This is a genomic window from Shewanella sp. 0m-8 (assembly GCF_052977265.1).
This window is the reverse complement of record NZ_JBRIMB010000039.1, coordinates 1-19221: the sequence shown is the minus strand read 5'-3', so window position 1 is coordinate 19221 and position 19221 is coordinate 1. Positions and strand designations below refer to the sequence as shown.

Annotated in this window: 17 protein-coding genes; 7 read left to right on the top strand and 10 right to left on the bottom strand. The window is 45.0% G+C overall.

The window, feature by feature from the left end:
- Nucleotides 1-13: 13 nt before the first annotated feature.
- The 5 genes from ACVBIO_RS16160 to leuA form a co-directional block, all read right to left on the bottom strand.
- Nucleotides 14-1300: an outer membrane protein transport protein gene (locus ACVBIO_RS16160; protein ID WP_447162392.1), complete on the bottom strand. Its 1287-nt coding sequence runs from the start codon at nucleotides 1298-1300 to the stop codon at nucleotides 14-16.
- 514 nt (nucleotides 1301-1814) lie between these two features.
- Nucleotides 1815-2420 (bottom strand): 3-isopropylmalate dehydratase small subunit, encoded by a 606-nt coding sequence (gene leuD / locus ACVBIO_RS16155; protein WP_447162391.1) that lies wholly within the window; start codon nucleotides 2418-2420, stop codon nucleotides 1815-1817.
- 9 nt (nucleotides 2421-2429) lie between these two features.
- The gene (gene leuC / locus ACVBIO_RS16150) at nucleotides 2430-3830 is read right to left on the bottom strand and encodes a 3-isopropylmalate dehydratase large subunit (RefSeq protein ID WP_447163456.1); all 1401 of its coding nucleotides are present in this window, start codon (nucleotides 3828-3830) and stop codon (nucleotides 2430-2432) included.
- Between the two features lie 2 nt (nucleotides 3831-3832).
- The gene (gene leuB, locus ACVBIO_RS16145) at nucleotides 3833-4927 is read right to left on the bottom strand and encodes a 3-isopropylmalate dehydrogenase (protein ID WP_447172988.1); all 1095 of its coding nucleotides are present in this window, start codon (nucleotides 4925-4927) and stop codon (nucleotides 3833-3835) included.
- 86 nt (nucleotides 4928-5013) lie between these two features.
- Complete coding sequence (gene leuA, locus ACVBIO_RS16140; protein ID WP_447162388.1) at nucleotides 5014-6585, bottom strand: 2-isopropylmalate synthase; 1572 nt, start codon at nucleotides 6583-6585, stop codon at nucleotides 5014-5016.
- 569 nt (nucleotides 6586-7154) lie between these two features.
- On the opposite strand from leuA, the gene ACVBIO_RS16135 reads away from it, so the two are divergent.
- Nucleotides 7155-8915, top strand: a complete 1761-nt coding sequence (locus tag ACVBIO_RS16135; protein ID WP_447170059.1) for a tetratricopeptide repeat protein — start codon at nucleotides 7155-7157, stop codon at nucleotides 8913-8915.
- A gap of 54 nt (nucleotides 8916-8969) precedes the next feature.
- On the opposite strand, the gene recQ is transcribed toward ACVBIO_RS16135, so the two are convergent.
- Nucleotides 8970-10793 (bottom strand): DNA helicase RecQ, encoded by a 1824-nt coding sequence (gene recQ / locus ACVBIO_RS16130; RefSeq protein WP_447163458.1) that lies wholly within the window; start codon nucleotides 10791-10793, stop codon nucleotides 8970-8972.
- Between the two features lie 173 nt (nucleotides 10794-10966).
- Between recQ and ACVBIO_RS16125 the strand changes: the two genes are divergently transcribed.
- Together ACVBIO_RS16125 and rarD are read left to right on the top strand one after the other, a co-directional pair.
- Entirely contained in the window at nucleotides 10967-11431 is a 465-nt protein-coding gene (locus tag ACVBIO_RS16125) for a thioesterase family protein (protein ID WP_447162385.1), read from the top strand.
- A gap of 179 nt (nucleotides 11432-11610) precedes the next feature.
- Nucleotides 11611-12498, top strand: coding sequence for an EamA family transporter RarD (gene rarD / locus ACVBIO_RS16120; protein ID WP_447162384.1), 888 nt, complete (start codon nucleotides 11611-11613; stop codon nucleotides 12496-12498).
- Nucleotides 12499-12632: 134 nt separating this feature from the next.
- On the opposite strand, the gene argA is transcribed toward rarD, so the two are convergent.
- From argA to radC, 4 genes are all read right to left on the bottom strand, one after another.
- On the bottom strand, nucleotides 12633-13952 hold the full coding sequence (gene argA, locus ACVBIO_RS16115) for an amino-acid N-acetyltransferase (RefSeq protein WP_447162694.1): 1320 nt from the start codon (nucleotides 13950-13952) through the stop codon (nucleotides 12633-12635).
- Between the two features lie 336 nt (nucleotides 13953-14288).
- On the bottom strand, nucleotides 14289-14462 hold the full coding sequence (gene rpmG / locus ACVBIO_RS16110; protein ID WP_012275560.1) for a 50S ribosomal protein L33: 174 nt from the start codon (nucleotides 14460-14462) through the stop codon (nucleotides 14289-14291).
- Nucleotides 14463-14468: 6 nt separating this feature from the next.
- Nucleotides 14469-14705 carry a 50S ribosomal protein L28 gene (gene rpmB, locus ACVBIO_RS16105; protein WP_012157028.1) on the bottom strand — a complete coding sequence of 79 codons (237 nt, stop codon included), beginning with the start codon at nucleotides 14703-14705 and terminating at the stop codon, nucleotides 14469-14471.
- Nucleotides 14706-14833: 128 nt separating this feature from the next.
- Nucleotides 14834-15511, bottom strand: coding sequence for a RadC family protein (gene radC, locus ACVBIO_RS16100; RefSeq protein ID WP_447162695.1), 678 nt, complete (start codon nucleotides 15509-15511; stop codon nucleotides 14834-14836).
- Between the two features lie 149 nt (nucleotides 15512-15660).
- Between radC and coaBC the strand changes: the two genes are divergently transcribed.
- From coaBC to folE, 4 genes are all read left to right on the top strand, one after another.
- Nucleotides 15661-16854 (top strand): bifunctional phosphopantothenoylcysteine decarboxylase/phosphopantothenate--cysteine ligase CoaBC, encoded by a 1194-nt coding sequence (gene coaBC, locus ACVBIO_RS16095; protein WP_447172987.1) that lies wholly within the window; start codon nucleotides 15661-15663, stop codon nucleotides 16852-16854.
- Nucleotides 16854-17312 (top strand): dUTP diphosphatase, encoded by a 459-nt coding sequence (dut, locus tag ACVBIO_RS16090; RefSeq protein WP_447162697.1) that lies wholly within the window; start codon nucleotides 16854-16856, stop codon nucleotides 17310-17312. Before coaBC ends, dut begins: the two co-directional genes overlap by 1 nt.
- Before the next feature lie 99 nt (nucleotides 17313-17411).
- Nucleotides 17412-18005 carry a nucleoid occlusion factor SlmA gene (gene slmA / locus ACVBIO_RS16085; RefSeq protein ID WP_447172986.1) on the top strand — a complete coding sequence of 198 codons (594 nt, stop codon included), beginning with the start codon at nucleotides 17412-17414 and terminating at the stop codon, nucleotides 18003-18005.
- A 290-nt stretch (nucleotides 18006-18295) separates the two neighbouring features.
- A complete protein-coding gene (gene folE, locus ACVBIO_RS16080) occupies nucleotides 18296-18955 on the top strand; it encodes a GTP cyclohydrolase I FolE (protein ID WP_447162698.1) in 660 nt (219 codons plus the stop codon).
- The last annotated feature ends 266 nt before the right edge of the window (nucleotides 18956-19221 follow it).

The following is a 19221-nucleotide window of genomic DNA, read 5'->3' as shown; positions in this document are numbered from 1 at the left end:
ACTAGAGGCTACATTAGAAGCGGTAAGTCGCCTGAACACCAACTAGAATGATGTTGCCGCTAACCTGACCTTCGAAAGTACCGCCAAACATAGCAGAGTCAGCTTCATGTTCATGAATTGGAGACTCATCAGCAAAGATGTAAGTTGCACCAAAATCGAAATCTAGGTTGTCGCTATACTGGTAACCATAACCCACGCTCAACCATAAACGGTCAACTTCAGGAATTGTGGTTGTACGATTAGCATCAGACACTGCAGCTTGGTCGTAAGCAACACCTGTTCTTAGCGTTGATTTTTGTGACAACTGGTAAGTTGCACCAACGGCAAAACGGTAGTTGTCTTCCCAGTTCTCTTGCTTAACTAGAATAGGATTGGCAGAGATCTCTGGGATCATTGCTTCTAGCTTTTCAAACGAACTCCAATCAGTCCAGTTAACACTTGCGTGGATAGCAAGTTTCTCAGTCAACTGATGGAAGCTAGCAATTTCTGCTGTAGCTGGAAGTGCAAGCTCCATTGATCCATCATAATGACTAGAAGGTGCTTTACCTTGCATTAGCATTGCAACGTCAAAACCTAGACCTTTAGCGTCGCCTTCAAGGTTTTGCTCTACTTCAGAGCGGTAGTTAAAACCGATACGGTTATCGGCGTTAATCTGCCATGCACCACCTAACTGCCAACCCCAAGAGATGTCATCGCCTTCCATATACTTAAGCGTCGAGCCTGCAGGCACGATTGTTCCTGTTGGAGCCTGAGCGCCGAAACTTCCTTCACCAAGAACCAAACGCACACCCGCACCAACACTGAATTGCTCGTTTATGCGATATGCAACGTTCGGGTTGATTTCGATTGCCATAATCGAAGCTTCATTACCAAACTGAGTCGCAAGGAAGTCATCATCTAGTTCAGTCGCCATACCGAAGTTACTGCCAACGGCTAAACCAAGGAACCATTGGTCATTTAACTGATGAGATACGTAGAAGTTAGGAACTACGGCATCGCCAGCGATATCTTTTGCTGATGATGGTGTTGTAACACCATTTGATGTGACGTAACCATCGACATCAATATCTGGCATAACCAATATCGCACCCGTGCTAAGTTGAGTGCCTTCTAAATAGGTAAGCATCGCAGGGTTACGAAATTGCGCAGCAGCGTTATCGGCCATGGCTGCTTCACCAGCATACGCACGACCCAACCCAGTTGCAGAGTATTCAGCTAATTGAAAACCAGCAGCTTGAACCTGTGTAACCGTCCCCAAAAGTGCTGTACTCACAGCAAGAGTTATTAAACGCTTATTCATTTGTTATCTCTAATTATGTTAACAAGAAGTAGAGTATTAACTCCACTTTTTAATGTCGGCGATTTTACAACTGCAGAATATCTTTTCAAGTACTTTATAAAAAACAGCACAAAACACTGGCAAAAATAACGACAGGCAGAATAAATATAGAAGAGATCACACTTTAAAACATAAGAACCGTGCCAGCATCAGGGGTTACCGTCGCTGAATGATATTAATGATTGGTTACACACTGAGGAAATAAAGTTATTAATCATAAGGATAGCGCCAAGATATGGCGCGTACGAATGTACTCTATAAATTAAGCCAAATAGTAGTGATAATAACTGGCACATTTATAAGATCAGATTCATTCAGACGGGGATGCACAAGCAAATAAAACAAAAACAGCAACTTAACTTATATAGCAAAGGCTAAATTAAACAAAGCCATTTAGAAAAAAATCTAAATGGCTTCAGCAAAACTCAATAATGGTACAGCTGTACGCTAATTTTTAGTCGCTTTTTTAATGTGTTTAGACTCTCCAAGATGGAATGTTAGCTTCATAATTAGCAATCGTATCGGCATGTGACAGGGTTAGCCCAATCGCATCTAATCCATTTAATAAATTGTGTCTTGCCGACTGAGCAATATCAAAATGGAATACCGCGCCTGAAGGACTGGTCACTGTTAAAGCCTGAAGATCAATACCGATCTCCGCCCCTTCTTCAGCTTCAACCTCAGTCATTAGCTGTTTAACTTCTGCGTCAGCGAGCTTTACCGGCAACAAACCATTATTAATAGAGTTACCATAAAAGATATCGGCAAAGCTTGGCGCAATAATCACTTTAAAACCAAAATCAGCCAATGCCCATGGTGCATGCTCTCGGCTTGAACCACAGCCAAAGTTTTCCTGCGACACCAAAACTGACGCCCCCTTATAGCGAGGCTTATTCAAAGTAAAATCAGGATTTGGCTTATCGCCTGCATCATCTAGATAACGCCAATCATGAAATAAATGAACACCAAAGCCGTCTCGGGTCACCTTAGACAAAAATTGCTTAGGGATGATCTGGTCGGTATCGACGTTTGCACTATCTAAGATAACCGCAAGCCCCGTATGTGAGATAAATGGTTGCATGCTGCTCTCCTAGTATGGTTTACGAATATCAACAAAATGACCCGCAACCGCTGCGGCGGCTGCCATAGCTGGACTCACTAAGTGAGTACGACTACCTCGTCCTTGTCGACCTTCAAAATTACGATTACTGGTCGAAGCGCAGCGATCGCCTGCTTCTAACTTGTCATCGTTCATTGCTAAACACATAGAGCAGCCTGGTAAGCGCCACTCAAAGCCTGCATCTAAGAAGATCTTATCTAAGCCTTCTGCTTCTGCTTGCTCTTTCACTAGACCCGAACCCGGCACGACGATGGCTTTAACACCGTCAGCCACCTTGCGACCTTTAGCATGCACCGCTGCTGCGCGTAGATCTTCAATGCGAGAGTTGGTACACGAACCGATAAATACCTTATTAATGCTGACATCGGTCATTAAGGTGCCCGCGGATAAATCTACGTACTCTAGCGCTTTCTCAATGCTGGTTTTGACCGTAGGGTTGCTTTCTTGAGCGGGATTAGGAACCAGTTGATCGATCGCCACGACTTGTCCAGGGTTAGTGCCCCAGGTTAATTGTGGTGCAATATCTTTAGCTTCAATCACTACGGTCGCGTCAAATACGGCATCGGCATCAGTTTTTAGCTGACTCCATGCATTAACTGCTTGCTTCCAGCTTGTGCCCTTAGGTGCAAACTCACGACCCTCTAAGTACTCAGCTGTTGTAGCATCGGGTGCTATCATGCCTGCTTTGGCGCCCATTTCGATGGCCATATTACAAACTGTCATGCGGCCTTCCATCGTTAAGGCTTCAATCGCTTCACCGCAGAATTCGACCACATAGCCTGTACCGCCATCCATACCAATTTTGCCAATAATGGCCAGCACGATATCTTTAGCCGTAATGCCATCAGCAACATGACCGCGCACTTCAATCTTCATCGTCTTAGCTTTAAGCTGGCGCAAAGTTTGCGTTGCCATCACATGCTCGACTTCAGAGGTTCCAATGCCAAAGGCCAGCGCACCAAAAGCGCCATGGGTTGCAGTATGTGAGTCGCCACATACAATTACGGTACCCGGCAAGGTGATACCTAGCTCTGGGCCCATCACATGTACAATACCCTGGTTTTTATGGTGGATATCATAAAGACGTACACCGAACTCTTTACAGTTACGCTCTAGGGTTTCAACCTGCGTGCGCGCCATTGGGCTTAACGCATCTAAACTGGCACTCGTGGTGGAGGTATTGTGATCCATCGTCGCGAAGGTTTTTTCTGGTGCACGTAATTTACGCCCAGCCACTTTTAGCCCACTAAAGGCTTGAGGAGACGTCACTTCATGCACTAAATGCCGATCTACATAGATAATTGGCGCCTCACCTTCGGCTGTAAACACAATATGGTTATCCCATACCTTTTCATATAATGTCTTAGCCATGACTACACTCCTTCTCGCACAAGCTTGGCAATATAATCACCCATCTCGCTGGTTGATTTAGCGTTGTGGCGATCTTCAGTAGCAAGTAGCTCACCAGTTAGGTAACCGTCACTCAATGCCTGACCGACTGCATTTTCAATCGTTGTTGCCGCCTCTTCTTGCTTTAGGCTATGACGCAGTAATAATGCAGCCGAAAGAATTTGCGCTACTGGGTTAGCAATGCCTTGACCAGCAATGTCAGGTGCACTACCACCAGCAGGTTCATACAAACCAAAGCCTAAGCTATTCATGCTAATAGAGGAAAGTAAGCCCATCGAGCCTGTTAACATGGCAATTTCATCAGAGATGATGTCGCCAAAAAGGTTAGAGCACAGCATGACGTCAAATTCATCGGGACGACGGAGTAGTTGCATGGTCGCGTTATCGATATAGATATGTTCTAGCTCAACATCTGGAAAGTCTTTAGCAACCTCTTCAACCACTTCTCGCCATAACACTGAACAAGCAAGTACATTGGCTTTATCGACAGAGGTGACTTTCTTACGACGCCCTTGCGCGGTTTCAAAGGCGATTTTTGCAATGCGTCGGATCTCTTTGCGGCTATAGCGCATAGTATCAAACGCTTCTTCGTTTTCGCCTTCACCTTGGCGCCCCTTAGGCTTACCAAAATAGATCCCGCTTGTTAACTCGCGAACACAAACCACATCGAAACCACGAGAAGAGATATCACTACGCAGCGGTGACATATGCTCAAGGCCTGCGTGTAATTTGGCTGGGCGCATATTACAGAACAGCTCAAAGTGGCCGCGAAGTGGTAATAAGGCACCACGCTCAGGTTGATCGTTTGGTGCTAAGTGTTCCCATTTAGGACCGCCTACTGAACCAAATAGTATCGCATCAGCAGCTTCACAGCCTTTTAGGGTTTCTGCAGGAAGTGGGCAGCCATGATTATCAATAGCAGCGCCGCCAACATCGTACTCAGAATACTCAATAGAAAGTGTAAAACGTTGTTCAACTGCTTTTAACACCTTACGTGCTTCAGCCATCACCTCTGGTCCAATGCCATCTCCGGCCAGTACTGCAATCTGATAACTCATACTTCGGCTCACTCCTGTGGTTTATTCTTCAATTTGTTCGTTAAACTTATTCTTACGCTCAAACACCTTAGTGTCGATTCGATGGCTTACACGCCACCGAGCTCTCTCTTGTTCTGTTGAATACGCTGTTTGCAATCAGCCACTTTATCGGCGCGCCATGTCAGGTTCATCACATGAATCAAGGCCTTGGCAGAAGCTTCAACAACGTCGGTTGCCAGACCCACACCATGGAAATTTTGCTCACGGTATTTAGCGGTAATATCCACCTGGCCTAATGCATTTTGCCCTTCGCCTTTTGCACTTAGCTGGTAACTAGTGATATTGGTTTCACAGCCACTGGCACGGGCAACCGCTTTATAAGCAGCATCAACCGGACCGTTACCTGTCGCCGCCTCGGTAATTATTTCACCATTAACAGCCACTTTTACCGTCGCAGTGGCACTGCCTTCGGTTGAGTCTGAATGCACCACTAATTGCTGCAGCTTAAAATGATCATCGGCTTCAGCTTGCGCCTCCATAAAGGCTAACGCTTCTAAGTCATAATCAAACACCTGCCCCTTTTTATCTGCTAACGCCAGGAAGTCTTCATACAATACGTCCATATCGTAATCTTGCTCACCATAACCAAGCTCGCTCATGCGGTGCTTAATAACGTGGCGGCCAGAGCGTGAGGTCATATTTAAGTTATTACGATTAAGACCAATACTCTCAGGTGTCATGATCTCATACGTGTTTTGCGCTTTTAGCATGCCATCTTGGTGAATGCCTGATGAGTGAGTGAATGCATTCGCGCCAACAATGGCCTTATTCGCCTGCACCGGCATATTACAAAGTTGGCTCACTAAGCTAGATGTACGGTGGATCTCTTTGGCATTAATGCCCGTTTCCAAGCCTAACTCGCCCTTACGAGTTGATAGGATCATGGCGATCTCTTCTAATGAACAGTTACCCGCGCGTTCACCAATACCATTTACGGTACATTCAATTTGTCGTGCACCGTGCTGCACGGCAGTAATAGAATTGGCTACCGACAACCCTAAGTCGTCATGGCAATGCACTGAGATCACCGCCTGATCAATATTGGGGACGCGGTTAAACAGCGTTTGAATAATGCCGCCAAATTCGCTTGGCACCGTGTAACCAACCGTGTCAGGAATATTAATCGTGCGTGCGCCAGCCTTAATCGCCTCTTCCACCATACGGCACAAGTTATCGATAGGTGTGCGCCCGGCATCTTCACAGGAGAACTCAACATCATCGGTAAATCGACGCGCGTATTTAACCGCCCCAACTGCCATCTCTAACACCTGGTCAAACGAGCGCTTTAACTTACTTTCGACGTGAATGGTCGATGTCGATATAAAGGTGTGGATGCGAAACTGATCCGCTACTGACAAAGCCTGGGCCGCCGCATCGATATCTTTTTCTAATGCTCTGGACAAAGCACATACGCGACTATTCTTAATCGTTCTTGCAATTGTTTGCACCGACTCAAAATCACCCGGTGAAGAAACGGGAAACCCCACCTCCATCACGTCAACGCCTAAACGCTCTAACGCTAATGCAATTTGAAGCTTTTCTTTAACCGTTAAACTTGCTGCTAATGCTTGTTCACCATCACGTAAAGTGGTGTCAAATATAATCACTCGGTTAGACATCTATCTTCTCCATTGAACATCATTGTTCAGTTATGCGTTCACGTTGCTATTTGGCGTTTAATAGCGATTGCTTTAAATACAAAAAACCCCGCGTCTTGGCGGGGTTTATTAATGCAGGCTTATTTTTAAGCGTATAGCACTAAGTCCTCCGCGCAGATCCTGCGAGAATGAGAAAAAGGAGTCCTAGTAATACACGGGTATATATCATCACGTTAATTAACCTACTTTCTATTTGTTACGATTTTATATTCACCATAACTAGATAAATATTCCCAACACCATAGCGGGTTCGGTTAATTTTTAACGTGCATACGCATCAGTGTCAACCATAAATTAGCTTACTTCAGTTATTTTCAGGCTAATTATCGCTCTTAAAAGCGAAATAAAAGACAGTAATCGGCGTAATAACATGCAAGAACACGTTTTTATCGCAAAAAAGCAGACATATAATTATCCTGTCGCAATATTCTCGCGTCACAAGCTTTTTTATGCATATTTCATTTAGATTCGCTATAATGCGGCCTTATTCGATGGAAAGTGGGTAAGGGTTACCCTTGGAGCGTTTTAAAATGGATTTTCGTATTATGATCCTCAGCTTTACGCTGTGGCTTTCACCTGCGTATTCATTAACCCTAGAGCAGCTAGATCAGCTTAATACCACTGTCTATCAGTATCCCAGCAAAGCATTAAATACCATCCACGACATCGAACAACAACTCCACGCCTATTTAGACCCCCAAGTTTTACAGCTGCGAATGAGCGCATTTAAGTGTGAAACCTATCTGCAGTTAGGGGAAAATGCAGCCGCAATTAACTTAGCGCGATTTAACGAAGCCAAAGCAAAACGCCTGAAGCTAGATGAAGCAAGACCTTACTTTCTCAACTGTATGGCCCAAGCATACGTTCACTATGGTAATTACCAACAAGCCCTGCCGTTAATTCATTCATCTATCACCATGTCTCGTCGCCTAAAACAACCCCAGGCCTTGATTAATGGCTTATGGCTCAGAAGTCAGCTTGACGCTAAGGTTCAGCATAACGACACCGCTATTGAAGACTTACGTCTAGCGTTAGACCTTTATCCACAAGTTAAACAGCAAGATCAGCAGTGGCTACTCACGCCTATCGCCTACTTAAATGCATCCATGGCTAAGTTACTGATAGAAGAAAATGAACCCAAAGAAGCAAAGGCCTTTTTAGACAAGGCGCTCAAAGATGTTAATTCAGCAGGAAAAATAGCGCTTAACCTGGCAATTGATGCCGCTAACCTAGCCCAATCTAATCATCAAGCTAAGTTAAGGGATCATTACGTTCAGGTAGCACGCAGCAAGCTCGCAGAACTTGGTAGTCCTTTTGAACTAGCCAAGGCCTATATGCAAATTGCCTTTATTGATTTTAGTAGCAGTAAATATAGTAGTGCCGAACAACTGCTTCAATTAAGCATTAACACGTTTAAGAAAGAGTCTAACGCGAGCGCAACCATTAGCGCTTTACACCTATTAGCTCAGGTTAATTTGGCTCAAGGTCAAGAGGAGTTAGGCTTGGAGCAGATGAATGAAGCGATAGCGATTGCTCAACAAAAAAATCTATATACTGATCTAAAATTTTGTTATGCCGTGTTAGCTAAATACTTTGCCGAGAAGAAAGATTTTGCTTTAGCCTACGATTACCAGCTTAAGCAGTTCCAAGCTACCGAGAATGAAACTCTATTTATCCAAAATGTTTGGTTATCTCATTTAAAATCAGACTTAAGCCGCCAACAACAGGCCTCCGAACATCAGCAAAGTATCAACGCAGCAGTCGTACCCAGCCAATTAATTTCAGGTCAATTCTTACCAATTGTATTTATTCTTTTCAGCTTAATCATCTTTATCGCCTGGTATCACAAACAAACACCAAAAACATCGCCAACCTCTAAAGAGCCGACGCCGATAAAGCCTAATGCGACCGGCAAGCAAAAAATGGAAGATTTACTGAGTGTCAGTAAACACGCACATTATCCACTGTCATTGTTAGTGCTCGACCCTAGTGGCGTGTTAAACAGTGATATGCCGATTATGATTGAACAACTAAAGACGAAGTTAAGAGAGCAAGATCAGCTGTTTTTACAATCTGAGCAGCAGCTGTTAATCATGTTACCCCATACTTCAGAGGCTGCCGCGATTAACGTCATCGAGCAGCTCTCCGGCACCATGGCGGTATGGCAAAACAACAGCAAGGTCAACATTGGTCTTGCCAGCATGCAGCAGTTTGATAACTTACAATCTATGATAAAGCGCGCCAATGTTAGCCAACTTAGACGACTCATTCCTGTCACTAACAGCCGCTAGACTTCAACCCTTCAAACATTGCAATAAATAGTCCTAGATAAGCTCAAAGGCTGATTAGCCTTCGGCAAGATAATCCGCTATTTCATCTAAGAACTCGCCACCAAACCGTTCAAGTTTACGCTCACCAACACCGTTTACCGCCAACATTTCTCCAGGACTGGTTGGTAATATCGCCGCCATCTCAGCCAGAGTTGCATCGTTAAACACCAAATAGGGCGGTACATCTAACTCTTCGGCTAGGGTACGGCGCAGTAGTTTCAACCTTGCAAATAACTTGCGGTCGTAATTAAGCGGGGCACGGGAGTTATTACTGCGGCGCTTAGTGGTTTGAATAACAATTCTAGGCTCAGCAAGTAATAGCTCCACTTCACCTTTAAGCACTGCGCGTGCAGATGGGTTAAGGGTAACAGAAGAGCCTCGGGTGATATCTTGATTCGCCAGCCCTAAATGGATCAGCTGCCTTATCACACTGAGCCAATGCTCGTGGCTTTTCTCTTTACCAATGCCCCACGTAGATAACTTGTCATGTCCACGTTCAATCACATTCGCCGACTTTGAACCACGCAGCACGTCAATAAGATGATTAATACCAAAGCGTTGCCCAATACGGTAGATACAAGACAACACTTTTTGAGCATCTTGAATGCCATTGTATTTTTTGGGCGGATCTAAGCAGATATCGCAGTTACCACAGGCCTTTTGCGCACTTTCATCGAAGTAATGCAGTAGCACCTGGCGACGACAAGTCTGCGCCTCGGCAAAGGCTGCCATGGTATTAAGCTTATGAAACTCGACTTGCTGCTGCGGACCAGGCTCTGATTGCTCGATTAAGTGCCGCACCCGGCCAATATCGGCAGGGTCAAACAGCATTAATGCTTCAGAGTCCAGCCCATCACGCCCTGCTCGTCCGGTTTCTTGATAATAAGCTTCTACACTCTTGGGAATATCGTAATGCACCACATAGCGCACGTTAGATTTGTTGATCCCCATGCCAAATGCCACAGTTGCAACCACTATGTCTAACTGATCTTTTAGAAACCTGTCTTGTACATCTGCTCGCTCTTCTTGCGTTTTACCCGCATGGTAAGCTTCGGCTTGATGCCCTTGCAGACGCAAGCGCTCAGCGACCTCATCAACCCGGCGACGGCTACTACAGTACACAATGCCACTGGTGCCGTTTTGTGCATCAACAAACTGACGCAACTGATTTGCTGCATTGAGTTTTTCAGCCACGGTATAGCGAATGTTAGGTCGATCAAAACTGGTTAACAGTGAATGTGGCGTTATGGTTAACCGCTCACAAATATCGGCTCGAGTCGCTTTATCGGCTGTCGCAGTCAGCGCCATGATGGGGACTTGCGGAAACTGCTGACGTAATCGGCCTAACGCGGCATATTCAGGTCTAAAGTCATGGCCCCACTGAGAGATACAGTGCGCTTCATCGATAGCAAATAGCGATACATTAAGCTCATGCAATCTGTCGATAAAACTTGCCTGCAGTAAACGCTCTGGCGATACGTACAATAACTTCAGCTCGCCATAACGCATCTTCTGCAAAACTTGCAGACTCTCTTCTCTTGGTTGAGAGGAGTTTAAGTAAGCTGCAGATACACCCGTTTGAATAAGGCTATCAACCTGATCTTTCATTAAGGAGATCAGGGGGGAGACAACAACTGTCAGACCAGGCATGATTAATGCTGGTAATTGATAACACAGGCTTTTACCACCGCCAGTAGGCATGATAACTAAGCAATCTTGTCCCGCGCAGATCTGTTCAATAACCTCTCGCTGCCCCTCTCTAAAAGTACGGTAACCAAATACCGACTGAAGGGTGGAAGATAATTGATCGACCGAATTATCGAGCGCAACCGGATCCATAGTAAACCTGTATTAAAAATAGGGTCGACTATTCTAATTGAGGCGAGCGACATTGTCTCTCTCGATTCTCGCTAATGAATAAAATTTGAGCTTGCTTCACCCCATCCATTAGCGATAGATTAAATACTCTAAAGTGGCCAATAAGATTTCCAATCAGCAAACAAGGATGCAAGATGAGTCAGCTTATTCAACAAGAGACACTACGAAGAGTCGCTGAGATTTTTGACAAGCACGTGCCCTTTCATAACCTGCTTGGTATGGATATCAAGCGATATGATATGGACGGTGTAGAGATCCAGGTGACCATGAAACCTGAGCTGATTGGCAATATTCATCAGCAGATCCTTCATGGCGGGGTTACGGCTACAGTCCTTGATGTCGTCGGCGGCCTCACAGCGTTTTCAGGGTTAGTAGCAAGCCGTGACGACTGGAGCATTGAAGAGTTAGCACATCGTATTAAAACGTTAGGCACAATCGATCTTAGAATTGACTACCTTCGACCTGGCCGTGGTGAAATATTTACAGGGACAGGCACAGTGATCCGCGCAGGTAATCGTGTATCAGTTTCAAGAATGGAACTGCATAACGAAAAAGGCGACCATATTGCTTTTGGCACAGGCACTTATATGGTTGGCTAGACGTGAAACCAGACATTAAATAAAAACAAATCACTCGCTTAGCTTTAAGTGGCAGCTAAAGTTTCCTAGCTGTCAAATTCACACAACAGCAAGCCACTCCAATAAAGCCGCCCACCCGCTTGAGTCTATTGCTTAGCAAGACTACAATCTGCGGCTACTTTCCTATTTAGTACATTCCAATGCAAGAAACTGAATACCGTAAAGGCATACTGTACGCCATTTGCGCCTATACCCTTTGGGGGTTTGCCCCGATCTATTTTAAGTTACTCGGCGATGTTCCTGCATCTGAGATCTTGCTGCACCGAGTGATCTGGTCATTTTTCTTTGTGACAATATTAATTGCACTGTTCGGTGGTTTTGCCCGCCTGCGTCACTTACTTAAACAGCCAAAGCAACTCGCGGTACTTTGTGTCACATCAGTACTGATTGCCGGTAACTGGTTACTGTTTATTTGGGCGGTCAATAACGACCATATGCTCGATGCCAGCCTAGGTTACTTCATTAACCCGTTAGTGAACGTTAGCTTAGCGATGATATTTCTCGGTGAGCGCCTACGTAAACTCCAGTGGGCCGCTGTTGCTCTTGCGGCAACTGGCGTGATGATCCAGCTGATCTCATTTGGCTCAATTCCATTGGTATCACTTGGTTTAGCTTGCTCGTTTGCATTTTACGGTTTACTGCGTAAAAAAGTGAATGTCGACGCCAAGACAGGCTTATTGGTAGAAACCGCTATTTTGATGCCAATCGCGCTAATTTTCCTGTTTACCAATATGGGCGATTCATTAACTCATCTGCTCACTAACGATTGGCATTTGAATCTACTGCTAGTGGCAGCCGGTATCGTCACCACGATTCCTCTATTGTGCTTTGCCTCCGCGGCGGTGAGGATCCCCTTTTCAATGCTAGGATTTTTTCAATACATAGGTCCAAGTATCATGTTTGTGCTAGCAATCAGCTTATTCAATGAACCATTCGATGCCGAAAAAGGCATTACTTTCGCGTTCATTTGGGCAGCATTGATATTGTTTACTACTGATATGTTTTATAAAAGAAAAGCTAAGAAATAAGCCGTCTTGAATCTTAAACAAAAAAGCGAACCTGAGGTTCGCTTTTTTGTTTAGTGGGGCCATTGATTATCGATAAAGCAACATATCAGGCTCTTTTAAGCTCAAAATCAAAGGGTCACGTTCTAAGAGTGGACTCACAACTCCAAAGCCAGGATTTTCGATTTTCGTTGGTAGTTATACAGCTGCTTTTTCTTCTCAGGTAACTCATCAACCTCAACGATATTAAAGCCATGCTCTAAGAACCAATGAATACTGCGAGTCGTTAAGGCAAACAAGCGCGAATAGCCTCTCACTCTTGCCTGACCAATAATATTTTGTAGCAACAAGCTGCCTCTATCGGCATCACGGTAATCAGGGTGCACCACTAAACAAGCAAACTCCCCCGCATTATCCTCCTCGAATGGATAAAACGCAGCGCAACCGATCACTAAGCTATCGCGCTCAATCAGCATAAATTGCTCTATCTCCATTTCAAGCTGCTCACGTGAACGTCTGACCAAAACTCCTTTTTGCTCTAATGGACGAATGAGATCTAACACACCACCGATATCGCTAATCGACGCTCTACGCAAGCGTTCGGCACTTTCAGTCACAATCTGAGTACCAATGCCATCGCGAGAGAAAAGCTCTTGTAGCAAGGCTCCGTCATCGAGGTAGCTAACAAAGTGGCAGCGGCTCACGCCATTACGACACGCATCAATGCTTGCCTGCAAAAAAGCTTTTGTTCCCACGCACAGTGGCGTGACTTGTGACAGGTTATTTAAAATAGTTTGCGCATCTGTCGGCATCAATTCGGCGATGACCTGACCGGTCTCATCTAAGATACCTTTCTGCGAGCTAAAACCTATCATCTTATCCGCTTGAAGCTTGATGGCTATCTGGGTAGCAACCTCTTCAGCTGTAAGATTAAAACTCTCCCCCGTCACAGAGGCGGCGACAGGCCCAAGCAATACGATACCGCCATTATCAAGCTGACGTTTCAAGCCTTGACTGTCAATTCGGCGCACTTTACCGCTGAGGCAATAATCGACGCCATCTTCAACTCCTAGCGGTTGTGCAATCACAAAGTTGCCACTAACAACATTGATCTGCGCACCTTGCATAGGCGTGTTACTTAAACTCATCGACAAGCGCGCGGTAATGTCGAGATGTAAGCCACCAACAACCTGCTTAATCACCTTAAGAGCATCTTCTTCCGTAACTCTTACACCATTGTAATATTCGGCAGGCAGACTGTATTGCGCGAGGGCTTCATCAATTTGAGGCCTAGCACCATGCACCAAGACGATTTTGATCCCTAGGCTATGCAGCAATGCAATATCGTTGATAATGGCGCGAAACTGTTTCTGAGCTAAGGCTTCACCGCCCAGCATCACAACAAAGGTTTTGCCCCTATGGGCATTAACATAGGAAGCGGAATGACGAAATCCATCAACAAGTTCAGTGGTACGCACGCTAGAATCACCTCAAGAGTAAATATACATTCATCTGAATAACAGAATTTAGTAACTTCAAGAGATAGTATTGCATTTATATTCATTTAAAAAGCATTTATTTTCAATTTAACTGTTTATTTTTACATTAGGGTAAAGTACGTCTGACAGGCATAAATTGGTGTTATTTGTGCTAAGGCTATTAAGTAAAGCCGCGCGAGGAATTAGGTGAAAAATTAAGTCACCAATGACGAATGAGCGGGATAGAAAACAATGATATTGCAGAGTAATGCCAAATTTTAGGCAAAAAAAAGCCCCTATAAATAGAGGCTTTTTCCAAGATGCTTAAACAAGTAATTACTTGATTTTAGCTTCTTTGTACATAACGTGCTGACGAACAACTGGATCAAATTTCTTGATTTCCATTTTTTCAGGCATGTTACGTTTGTTTTTTTCAGTCGTGTAGAAGTGACCAGTGTTAGCGCTAGAAACTAGCTTGATCTTCTCACGATTACCTTTAGCTTTAGCCATGGTTTATTACACCTTCTCGCCGCGGGCACGAAGTTCAGCAATAACAACTTCAATACCTTTTTTATCGATGATACGCATACCTTTAGTAGATATACGTAGCTGTACGAAACGCTTTTCGTTTTCTAACCAGAAACGGTGGTTCTGTAGGTTAGGTAAAAAACGACGACGCGTTGAATTCTTCGCGTGCGAACGGTTGTTACCAACCATTGGTCGCTTGCCAGTTACTTGGCATACTCTTGACATGTCAATCTTCTCCAAAACAATATATTTAACGCTCGAGCATTAATGCACCTCGAACACGGCCGTCGCCTGAGGCACACAACAGAGGGCGCATTTTATACAGGATCTAAAATCAAAGATCAAGGGATAGATTAATCTATCCATCCCCGTTCAGCGAAAGAAACTATCTCTCGATCGCCCACAACCATATGGTCCAACAAGGAAACATCGATAGTTTGTAAGGCTTGTTTCAATCGCTCAGTAATTCGTCTATCGGCTGAACTTGGTTCTGCAATCCCTGAGGGGTGATTGTGACACACGATTACAGCCGCAGCGTTTTTTTCAAGCACTAGGCTCACCACTTCACGTGGATAAACCGATGCTGAATTGATTGTGCCCCTAAATAATTCAACGAATTGAATCACCCTATGTTGACTATCTAACAATAAAATAGCGAACACTTCGTAAGCACGATCAGACAATTGTCTCATTAAATAGTCCCGAGTTAAATCAGGATCAGATAAAAAATTTCCTCTTTGTAGTTTTTCTTGCGAAATTCGCGTACCTAATTCCACTGCAGCCTGTATTTGCGCAAATTTTACCGGACCTATTCCATCTTGCCTACAAACTTGCATTTGAGACGCGCTAAGCAGGCCTCTAAGCCCCCCAAACTCATTTAGCATAGTTCTTGCCAGCTCAACAGCACTTAAGCCTTTTACGCCAATCCTAAGCAATACCGCCAATAATTCAGCATCCGATAACTGCTTCACCCCGTTATTTAATAATTTTTCTCGCGGTGCTTCCCCTTCGGGCCAATCCTTAATCGCCATCACAACCTCCTTGTTGTTTTCTTCTATGAGTATGGTCTAGATTTTTGGAAGTTGTTCATCACCATTTAGCGGTTTGTGATATCTTAGGCCGCAACATCTGCAGCGTGATGAAACATTTATCGCCAAAGTGATTATGGAAAGAGTTAAGTATGGGTCTCAATAACAAAAAAGTACTGCTGGGCATCGGCGGCGGCATAGCCGCATACAAATCTGCTGACCTAGTACGGAAATTAAAAGAGCGCGGCGCAGACGTCCGCGTGGTTATGAGTCAAAGTGCGCAGGAATTTATTACCCCGCTCACTTTGCAGGCACTTTCAGGCTATCCGGTAGCAACCGATCTGCTTGATCCCACGGCCGAAGCGTCCATGGGGCATATCGAATTAGCACGCTGGGCCGACTTAGTCATTATTGCCCCAGCGACAGCAAACCTTATCGCACGCATAAACGCTGGCATGGCAGACGAGTTAATTACAACGACCTGCTTAGCCACCGAGGCACCTGTGGTACTTTGCCCGGCAATGAACCAACAGATGTACCGCAACAACGCAACCCAAGCCAACTTAACGCAAGTGGCGCAGCGAGGTTTACAGATTTGGGGGCCAGATTCAGGCTCACAAGCTTGCGGTGAAGTCGGTCCTGGCAGAATGCTTGAACCTGTCGCTATTGCCGACAAGGCCGTTGATTTTTTTGGCCCTAAGTTACTGCAAGGTATGTCACTGCTACTCACAGCGGGTCCTACCCGTGAAGCGATTGATCCTGTGCGTTATATTTCCAACCATAGCTCAGGCAAGATGGGCTTTGCACTGGCTAAAGCGGCAGCGCAGATGGGCGCAGAGGTGACTCTGGTCGCAGGCCCTGTCAATTTAGCGACGCCAGCAGGCGTGACTCGCATTAATGTTGAGTCGGCTCAAGAGATGTTAGACGCGGTGATGCCGCAGGTTGAACAGCATCAAATCTTTATCGGCTGCGCAGCCGTTGCCGATTACCGAATCGCTGAAGTCGCAGAAAATAAAATTAAAAAATCAGCTGAGCAGATGCAGCTTGCGCTAGTGCGAAATCCTGATATCTTAGCCAGCGTTGCCAGCCATGCTAACCGACCATTTACCGTCGGATTTGCAGCTGAAACCAATGATGTAGAGCAATATGCTCGTGGTAAGTTAAGCCGTAAAAAGCTCGATATGATTGCCGCTAACGATGTATCTAATAGCGACATTGGTTTTAATAGCGACGCGAATGCATTGAGCGTGTTTTGGAGCGATGGTAGTCAAGAGCTACCCGCTGTTGATAAAGACACGCTAGCCAAGCAATTGCTCACCCTAATAGCGAATAAAATAAAAAACTAATGAAGACACCAATCGAATTAAAAATCCTCGATTCACGGATCGGCACAGAATTTCCGCTACCCGCTTACGCCACACCAGGCAGTGCAGGCATGGATCTTCGCGCCATCACCGACACCCAGCTAACAATACAGCCGGGTGAAACCGTACTTATCCCGACAGGCATTGCTATTCACGTGGCAGACCCTAGTTTAGCTGCGGTGATTTTACCTCGCTCAGGCCTTGGCCATAAGCACGGTATCGTATTGGGTAATCTTGTTGGACTTATCGATTCTGACTACCAAGGACCATTAATGGTCTCTTGCTGGAATCGTGGCAGTGAGCCTTTTACAATCGAAATTGGTGATAGACTCGCGCAGCTGGTATTTGTACCGGTTGTACAGGCTGAATTTAAACTTGTCGATGAGTTTGATCAGTCTGATCGCGGCGCAGGTGGATTTGGCCACTCAGGAACCAAATAACAGATTTCAGCGAACCTCGCGTAATCAATTTAAATGGATAGCATGGAGCAAAGTTTCCTTGCCGTCTCGCTCAGTAGTAATCGAGTGAAGGACAGATAAATGGCTGCAAGCCCTAAGATAAATCGTCGTGAGCATATCCTCCAATGCTTAGCGACAATGCTAGAAACGAGCCCAGGACAACGGATCACCACAGCTAAATTAGCCGCAGAAGTTGGCGTATCAGAAGCGGCGCTCTACCGTCACTTTCCTAGCAAGGCGCGTATGTTTGAAGGACTCATTGAGTTTATCGAAGAATCGCTACTCTCTCGTATCAACCTGATCATGGACGAAGAAAAAGACACCATGAAACGTTGCCAGCAACTCTTGCAACTATTGTTGGTGTTTGCCGAGCGCAACCCAGGGATCTCGCGAGTATTAAACGGTGATGCACTACTGGGTGAAAACGAACGCCTGCGTAGCCGTATTAGCCAGTTATTCTCGAAGATTGAAACGCATTTAAAGCAAATTTTACGCGAGAAGAGTCTACGTGAAGGTAAAGGCTTTGAGCTCGATGAAGCCGTGTTAGCTAACTTACTGCTTGCTGTAGCCGAAGGCCGCATCGCTCAGTTTGTGCGTAGTGAGTTTAAGCTCAAGCCGACCAAGCACTTTAATGAACAGTGGACTTTCATCCAAAAACAACTGCTTCAGAGCTAACGCAGCTTAAAAAGCCACTGCGGATCTAGCATTACAATGTCTCAAATAGAAAAACCGACTAATTTAGTCGGTTTTTCTTATCTCCAATGCGGTTTTCGGTGTATATTTACAGCAAATAGCGCTATTCTCCCGTCCTCTCTAAATACAATGCAAATAGTTGCCACTCAAACTATTCATTTTTTCATGAGATAACTTATTTTTTTGAGATAACTTAGTCTCAATAAGACTGACGGCCCTAGTACACTGGATACGAAAATCACCACTCATTGTTTATGGTGAAGGAGGAACTTATGACATCAAGAGAAGCAATCCTCAGTGAATCTGCTCAAATAGTAAAAGCTGCATTAATGGAGCGCGGCTTAGAAACGCCGATGCTACCTAGCGAGCTAACCGCTGAAGTACGCAAAGACAAGATTGAGCATCATATGCGTGAGATCTTGACCTTAATGTCACTGGATTTAAGCGATGACAGCTTAGCGGATACCCCACGTCGTATCGCCAAAATGTATGTCGATGAAATATTCTCAGGCCTAGACTACGCCAACTTTCCAAAGATCACCGTCATCGAAAACAAGATGGGCTTTGATGAAATGGTTAAGGTTAACGACATCAGCTTAACCAGTACTTGTGAACATCACTTAGTCACCATCGACGGTGTGGCAACCGTGGCTTACCTACCACGTGAGAACATTATCGGTCTGTCTAAAATTAACCGTATCGTGCGTTTCTTTGCTCAGCGCCCTCAGGTGCAAGAGCGTCTGACACAACAGGTTCTAGTGGCGCTACAGGCGTTATTAGGCACTCAAGATGTAGCGGTTAAGATGGATGCGGTGCATTACTGCGTCAAATCTCGTGGCGTGATGGACTCAACCAGCTCAACCACCACCACAGCGCTAGGCGGCAAATTTAAGTCGAACCCAGCAACAAGGGCTGAATTCTTAAGTAACTAAGAGTTTAGCAACTAAGAGCTAAGTAATTAAGGTAAAAGAAGGTTCTAGGTTCTAGGACGCTTCGCTTCGAGGTTCTAGGTTCTAGGTTCTAGGTCCTAAAATACTAAAGCCTAAAAACAAAAACGCTGCGTCATAAACGCAGCGTTTTTTCGTTTTAGCTAAGCAATCAAAGGCTAAAATGAGTGAGTTCCTAGCACCTGTTTGTTAAACCTAGTACTTTCTTTAAGTAGGTTGGGCTTTAGCCCATCAGCATTAATTACAAAATC

Bases quoted from the DNA above. Each gene is read 5' to 3' on its own strand.
- rarD (WP_447162384.1), top strand. From the start codon at position 11,611: ATGCAAGAAACTGAATACCGTAAAGGCATACTGTACGCCATTTGCGCC.
- rpmG (WP_012275560.1), bottom strand. From the start codon at position 14,462: ATGGCTAAAGCTAAAGGTAATCGTGAGAAGATCAAGCTAGTTTCTAGC.
- ACVBIO_RS16125 (WP_447162385.1), top strand. From the start codon at position 10,967: ATGAGTCAGCTTATTCAACAAGAGACACTACGAAGAGTCGCTGAGATT.
- folE (WP_447162698.1), top strand. From the start codon at position 18,296: ATGACATCAAGAGAAGCAATCCTCAGTGAATCTGCTCAAATAGTAAAA.
- rpmB (WP_012157028.1), bottom strand. From the start codon at position 14,705: ATGTCAAGAGTATGCCAAGTAACTGGCAAGCGACCAATGGTTGGTAAC.
- leuA (WP_447162388.1), bottom strand. From the start codon at position 6,585: ATGTCTAACCGAGTGATTATATTTGACACCACTTTACGTGATGGTGAA.
- leuB (WP_447172988.1), bottom strand. From the start codon at position 4,927: ATGAGTTATCAGATTGCAGTACTGGCCGGAGATGGCATTGGACCAGAG.
- coaBC (WP_447172987.1), top strand. From the start codon at position 15,661: ATGGGTCTCAATAACAAAAAAGTACTGCTGGGCATCGGCGGCGGCATA.
- leuC (WP_447163456.1), bottom strand. From the start codon at position 3,830: ATGGCTAAGACATTATATGAAAAGGTATGGGATAACCATATTGTGTTT.
- ACVBIO_RS16135 (WP_447170059.1), top strand. From the start codon at position 7,155: ATGGATTTTCGTATTATGATCCTCAGCTTTACGCTGTGGCTTTCACCT.
- recQ (WP_447163458.1), bottom strand. From the start codon at position 10,793: ATGGATCCGGTTGCGCTCGATAATTCGGTCGATCAATTATCTTCCACC.
- slmA (WP_447172986.1), top strand. From the start codon at position 17,412: ATGGCTGCAAGCCCTAAGATAAATCGTCGTGAGCATATCCTCCAATGC.
- ACVBIO_RS16160 (WP_447162392.1), bottom strand. From the start codon at position 1,300: ATGAATAAGCGTTTAATAACTCTTGCTGTGAGTACAGCACTTTTGGGG.
- leuD (WP_447162391.1), bottom strand. From the start codon at position 2,420: ATGCAACCATTTATCTCACATACGGGGCTTGCGGTTATCTTAGATAGT.
- dut (WP_447162697.1), top strand. From the start codon at position 16,854: ATGAAGACACCAATCGAATTAAAAATCCTCGATTCACGGATCGGCACA.
- radC (WP_447162695.1), bottom strand. From the start codon at position 15,511: ATGGCGATTAAGGATTGGCCCGAAGGGGAAGCACCGCGAGAAAAATTA.